7 protein-coding genes are annotated in these 5,020 nt (G+C 40.7%); all 7 read right to left on the bottom strand.

The window, feature by feature from the left end; genetic code table 11:
* Positions 1-170 precede the first annotated feature (170 nt).
* Entirely contained in the window at positions 171-380 is a 210-nt protein-coding gene (locus ODU55_RS11390; RefSeq protein ID WP_398582887.1) for a heavy-metal-associated domain-containing protein, read from the bottom strand.
* Positions 377-823 (bottom strand): CopY/TcrY family copper transport repressor, encoded by a 447-nt coding sequence (locus ODU55_RS11385; RefSeq protein WP_398582886.1) that lies wholly within the window; start codon positions 821-823, stop codon positions 377-379. The genes ODU55_RS11390 and ODU55_RS11385 overlap by 4 nt, the downstream gene beginning before the upstream one ends.
* Before the next feature lie 102 nt (positions 824-925).
* Entirely contained in the window at positions 926-2,434 is a 1,509-nt protein-coding gene (locus ODU55_RS11380; protein ID WP_398582885.1) for a zinc ABC transporter substrate-binding protein AdcA, read from the bottom strand.
* A 9-nt stretch (positions 2,435-2,443) separates the two neighbouring features.
* Positions 2,444-3,256, bottom strand: coding sequence for a metal ABC transporter permease (locus tag ODU55_RS11375; protein ID WP_029188893.1), 813 nt, complete (start codon positions 3,254-3,256; stop codon positions 2,444-2,446).
* Positions 3,249-3,953: a metal ABC transporter ATP-binding protein gene (locus ODU55_RS11370; protein ID WP_029172119.1), complete on the bottom strand. Its 705-nt coding sequence runs from the start codon at positions 3,951-3,953 to the stop codon at positions 3,249-3,251. Before ODU55_RS11370 ends, ODU55_RS11375 begins: the two co-directional genes overlap by 8 nt.
* Complete coding sequence (locus ODU55_RS11365) at positions 3,954-4,397, bottom strand: zinc-dependent MarR family transcriptional regulator (RefSeq protein ID WP_012774904.1); 444 nt, start codon at positions 4,395-4,397, stop codon at positions 3,954-3,956.
* Between the two features lie 227 nt (positions 4,398-4,624).
* The coding region (locus ODU55_RS11360) for a transposase (protein WP_398582884.1) at positions 4,625-5,020 on the bottom strand (396 nt) is incomplete at its 5' end.

The following is a 5,020-nucleotide window of genomic DNA, read 5'->3' as shown; positions in this document are numbered from 1 at the left end:
AGAGTGAAAAACTTTCTTTGTGAACATCCATTCCGATGAAAAGTGTGGTAAAATGAAACATATAAGACCTCCAATTGAGTGTGGTAATTCCTGTTAGAAGTTGATTGTTTTTTTATTCTAGTGTACAAGGTAAATCCACGAATTCTCAACTGGGGGTCTTTACATATTGTCTATATCAATTCTTCCACTTCATAGATAGTGTCTTCCAGCACCTCTTGGTACCGTTCCAAGTCATAGGCCACAGAGGTTTCCACCTCCGCCAACTGCTCTTCCCACTGGATTTTCACCTCTTCCACCCCATCCATTTCTAAGAGGTGATTGGTCACGTGCTTGACACAGTTCTGACACGATAAGTTTTTCAATTTCAAAGTTTGCTTCATCTTCTTTCTCCTTTTGCATGATGCCCACAGGTACATTGACCAGCCAAGCACCGACAAGCGATTTGCTCGGGTGCAGTCCTTTGTAACTGCGAGATTTTGCTGGCCAGATTTTCTAGGCTTTTTTGGGAAAATGTCCCTGTGTCTAGCAGTTTTTCAACCAGTTGCCCCTGTTTTGTGGAACATATGGCAGCTAGTAAGAGCTCCACCTGCCCCTGCAAATGTTCCTCTTCACTAATCAGCGGATAATAGTGGTACTTGCTGGTTTCCTTGGCCATTCTCAAATAGCTTTTCTTCCGCAGCCGCCCCAAGAGTGTCTTAATGGTCGTCGCCTGCCAGTCAAAACCCTCCTGCAAGGCCTGAATAATTTCCTGAGAAGTCGCACCAGGCTGGGCCCACAGAACTCGCATGACTTGCCACTCCGCAGCAGAAATTGTCTGCTCCACACATTCACCTCCCAACAATCATTTTCTAACTTTAGTTTACATTTGTAGTCAAAAATTGTCAAGAAGAAAGACTGAACACCTTGCCCAGTCTTCTCATTATTCTTAGTGAGCCAGCATTTCCTGACCAATTTCCAAACCAGTCAAACCAACAGGGTAGTAGGTCGGCCAGTTTTCCAACTCTTCCAAAAGTTTTTCTTGGCTCTCTCCGCCAAAGTAGATATGGAAGTGACCTGTTTTAACAGGGGCGATATTGTGGTCGCTAAATTGAACATACTTATAGTTACCAGCATTTGCATCTGTTGCTTCAAACAAGAAACGAACACCACGATTTCCTTTCTTATAGGTCAAAATCTTATACCCAACATACTTGTAAGTGTACTTATAAGACTTATCTCCCACTACAAATTCCATGGTATTATCTGTAATGTTAATTTGATCAACATCTGTTTTGTAGCCTGTATCGTAATAAGCCTTGTACTCTTCAGCAGTCATATCGCCTTTGATTTTTGCCTTGTAATCCCAGACTTGATCAAGTGTACCATCAAGCAAGTAAGGATAGACAGACTGCCACTCACCTGCGTAATCTGACAAAGTACGGTCTTTTACAGCACTATCTTCAAAGTAACCATTATAAACAGTTTGCGCAGTCTCAGCACCTTCTTCTGACAAAATTTCAGAACCTTCTTGGGAAGTTGTTTTTTCAAGAGCAGTCAGATTATCTTCCATAACAGAAATATAATCCTTACCATTTTTCATATCCTCATCCGTCAAACTTTCAAGAGGATTAAGAACGTCCAACTGAACCCCAGTCTCTTTAGCAAGTGTTTCTGCAACAGATTTTGACGCATTTTCTTCAAAATAGATATACTTAATGCCATATTTATTGATATATTCTGTCAATTCTGCTAGACGTGATGGAGTCGGATCCTCATCTGCAGCAACACCTGTAATAGAAACTTGTTTCAAACCATAGTCCAAAGCCAAATATGCAAATGCAGTATGTTGTGTAACAAAGTATTTCTGTTTCGCAGCAGATAATGTTTCAGAATACTTCATATCTAAAGCATCTAATTTCTCAATATAGGCTGCCGCATTTGTTTCAAAAGCATCTTTCTTTTCTGGGTATTTAGCTACCAAACTATCACGAATATTTTCTACAAGTGTGATGGCACGCTCAGGAGACAACCATACATGCGGATCATAAGCATGGCTATGGCCCTCCTCACTATGGTCGTGATCCTCACCTTCTTCACTACCTGGTAACAAAAGCATCCCTTCCGTCGCACTAATCACATTAACCTTTGTTGTATCAAGTGATTTTTCAACATCATGAACCCATGTTTCCATATTTTCATTTTCATAAACAAAAGCATCTGCCTCTTGGATACGAGCAATATCTTTAGCTGACGGCTCATAACCATGAACCTCTGTCCCAGCCTTAACCAACAGATCAACATTTGCCTCATCACCTGCCACCTGCTTGGTAAACTCATAAACAGGATAAAAGGTCGTTACAATATTCAACTTCCCATCTTCAGAAGCTGTGCTATTGCCACAAGCCCCTAAAAGCAAAGTTGAGACAGACAATAATAATAAACCAACTTTTTTCATCTTAACTCCTTATTTTTTTAATTTTTGAACAACATTCACCAGTAAGAAAATACTAATGAAAATCAAGGTAATACTTGCACTCGCCGGGGTTTCTGCATAGTAAGAAGTCAACAAGCCCATGACCATTCCAAAAAAGCCAATGCCCATCCCAGTAAAGATAACAGCTTTAAAACTCTTACCAAGTCGCAATGCAATAGAAGCAGGCAAAACCATAATTGTTGAAACCAGCAAAGCACCTGCCGCAGGAATCATTAGGGCTATAGCAACACCAGTCACCACATTGAAGGCAATAGACATAGCTCGCACAGGCAACCCATCTACAAATGCCGTATCCTCATCAAAAGTAAGAATATACATCGGACGTAAAAACAGCAATGTCAGCACAATGACAATCACAGCAATCGTAAACAAAGCAATTACCTGCTCCTGACTAATCGTCACAATCGAGCCAAACAGATATTGTTCCAGGCTAAGCCCTGATTTCCCACCAGATTTATTCATGACAATAAGCGAAATAGCCAAACCAGTCGACATGAGGATAGCCGTCCCAATTTCCATAAAATTCTTGTAAATTGTCCGCAAATACTCTAAAAATACAGCTGCCACAATAACGACAAGAACTGTCGAAAGCGTTGGTGAAATCCCCAATACCAAACCGAATGCAACCCCCGCCAAGGAAACATGACTAAGAGTATCCGACATCAAACTCTGTCGTCTGAGTATCAAAAAGACCCCCAAAATAGGCGAGAACAGACTCATCGCAATGATTGCCAGGAAAGCACGCTGCATAAAGTCATAATGAAATACAGATAGATCAAACATTGGCAACCTCCTCATCCGCTTCATGAACATTGAAACAACGCCAAGGAGACTGCTGATCACGAACCAAGTGAATGTTTCGATCAGCATACCTATTCAGCTCATCAGGATCATGAGTTATCATCAGAACCGACTTTCCATGCTTCTTAGCCGAATGATGCATGAGCTGGTAAAAAGCATCCTTGGTTCCTGCATCCATCCCTGTTGTCGGTTCATCCAGAATAAAAATATCTGGATCAGAGGCAAACATACGCGCAATGACCGCACGTTGCTTCTGCCCACCACTCAAGGCACCTAAGCGCTTATCCCGATGTTCCCACATTCCAACTGATTCCAAACTAATCCGAACATGTTCCTCATCATGGGCTGTCAAACGACGAAACCAACCTTGTCGAGGATAACGCCCTGATTTTACAAATTCGTAAACCGTGCTCGGAAAACCAGCATTAAAACTTGCAATTTGCTGAGGTAAATAGGCCATTCTCAACTTCTTACCTTTTATACTCTTCTCAGCAATAGAAACCCTCCCTTGTTTGGGCTTCAATATCCCCAAAGTCGCCTTAATGAGGGTTGTCTTGGCTGCGCCATTCTCACCAGTCAAAGTCACAAATTCCCCACTATCAAGATAATAATGAATATGTTCTAAAACCGGTTCTTTGTCGTAGTAAAACGACAAGTCTTCCACAGTAATATATCTCATTTATTTTCTAATCTTCTCCACTAACTCACTTAAGAATCGAGCAATTGACTCCTGCTCTTCGAGACTATAATTTTCCAAAAGCTCTTCATAAGCTTCCAAGGTATGCGCGTGATGATGAGCATGCTCTGCAGCAATAGGCTTAGCAGCCTCAGTCAAACTAAAGCGAACAATACGAGCATCCTTATCATCTCTAACCGCCACCAATAACCCCTGAGCAACTAATGACTTTGTAGCCTTCGTGATCGCAGCCTGACTAACATTCAACTCCTTAGCAATCTCAGTATTAGTATATGCAGCCTTTTCAATAAGCATCAAAATATGCTCCTGCGTATTCGTCAACTTCACCGTGCTTTGACAAGAACCAACCAAAATCTCCAATTGATTCTCTGAACTCAACACAATCTCATGCAGGTACTTCTCAATTTCTAATGCAATACGATTCATAGGCATCCTCTTAACCTTTTAATTAACTTGTTAAGTATAACACATAGAAAACAAAAAAACAAGGAAAATTTACTGAAAAAGAGTAGATCTATCCACAGCAACTCACAAGCCTTCTTAATAAAAAAGAAACAACAATTCTCAGTGAGCCCACTGAAAAAGTCTCCAGTTACTCCGACTCTTATAAAAAATAGGAATTCTCCTAAATGATTGGGAGAATTCTTATTTTTCTACTCTTCCTTTTGGTCTATTAAGGTCATAATTCGCTTCATATTGACTACAAATATGGTGGTGGCTGCTTGTAATTCCATGTTGAAAAGACCTGATGCTCTGGCGACATCAAGACCATGTCTTTGTTTCAATTCCGCATTTTTGGCTTCAATCTTGTAACGGTTTCTTGCCATTTCTTTTAAGTAAGGTGTTTCCTGGAATCGTTTTTGAAAAAGATGCTCATGACTCTTAATCGTAACGGAATAGGTCTTAGTCTGTGCACCTTCTTTATAACACCCCTCTTTACTAGGGCAAATCTTGCATTTTTCCACATCAAAGTAATGGGTAATAACCTGATTACTATTCTGATTTTTCTTACCCGTCCGAGCTTTTCGAACAGCCATATGTCCTTGAGG

Source organism: Streptococcus sp. 2022WUSS037 (assembly GCF_044427225.1).
Classification (GTDB): domain Bacteria; phylum Bacillota; class Bacilli; order Lactobacillales; family Streptococcaceae; genus Streptococcus.
The sequence above is the reverse complement of the archived record's forward strand: the minus strand, read 5'-3'. Positions and strand labels throughout refer to the sequence as shown.